Here is an 835-nt window from a genome sequence, read left to right on the forward strand (position 1 = left end):
TTTCATAACGCATATCAATGAGTTGAAAAAATAATTTTGCATCCTCCGGATCAATAGGCAAGTACCCAATTTCATCAATAATAAGTAATTTGTATTTTGTATAGTGCTTTAAACGAGATTCTAGGCGATTCTCAATCTTGGCACGTTTTAAATTTTGAAGTAAATCATGACATTTAATAAAATAAGTACTTGTTCGCTTTTTAGCTGCTGCTATACCAATAGACGTGGCCAAATGGGTCTTACCAACACCACTAGGTCCTAAAAATACTATGTTTTCTTGTTGCTCTAAGAAACGTAGAGAAATAAAATCTAAGATTTGTTGTTTATTAATACTCGGCTGGAATTCGAAATCAAACTCATCAACCTCCTTTCTATGAGGAAATGCGCCCATTTTCACCATAGAATGAATCATATTTTGTTCTCGTACATCAATCTCATAGTTTGTCAGTTTAACAAGTGTCTCTACGAAGGATAATTCATTATTAATGCTAAAATCGACTACGTCACCTAAATGTTGTGCCATTTGTTTTAATTTTAAATACTCTAGGTTTGTTGTTAATTGTTGATAGCTATTCTTCATTTCTATATACCTCACCAATTACTGATAAATTTTGTTTCGCCAAATTGTCAATGTTCGGATATTTAGGTAGTGACTTAGCCAATGCTTTTTTATAATGTTCTTCTTTATAATTGAGCTTAGATTGGCTGATTTTATGTTGTACAATTAACTTCATGTTATGATAAACATATATTTGATTATCATAGACTTGTAGACCAACGGTCTTACCTTGATACTCAGCGGGAACTGAGTATTGATTGGATTTGTAAGATATCA

Annotated in this window: 2 protein-coding genes; both read right to left on the reverse strand. The window is 31.9% G+C overall.

Annotation, left to right across the window (positions count from 1 at the left end; genetic code table 11):
- On the reverse strand, nucleotides 1-580 hold a 580-nt coding region (gene istB / locus FE392_RS22575), incomplete at its 3' end, for an IS21-like element IS232 family helper ATPase IstB (protein ID WP_319931919.1).
- A partial coding sequence (locus FE392_RS22580) for a Mu transposase domain-containing protein (protein WP_500692706.1) occupies nucleotides 570-835 on the reverse strand: 266 nt, incomplete at its 5' end. The genes FE392_RS22580 and istB, both read right to left, overlap by 11 nt.

Source organism: Xenorhabdus santafensis (assembly GCF_033949405.1).
GTDB classification, from domain to species: Bacteria; Pseudomonadota; Gammaproteobacteria; order Enterobacterales; family Enterobacteriaceae; genus Xenorhabdus; species Xenorhabdus santafensis.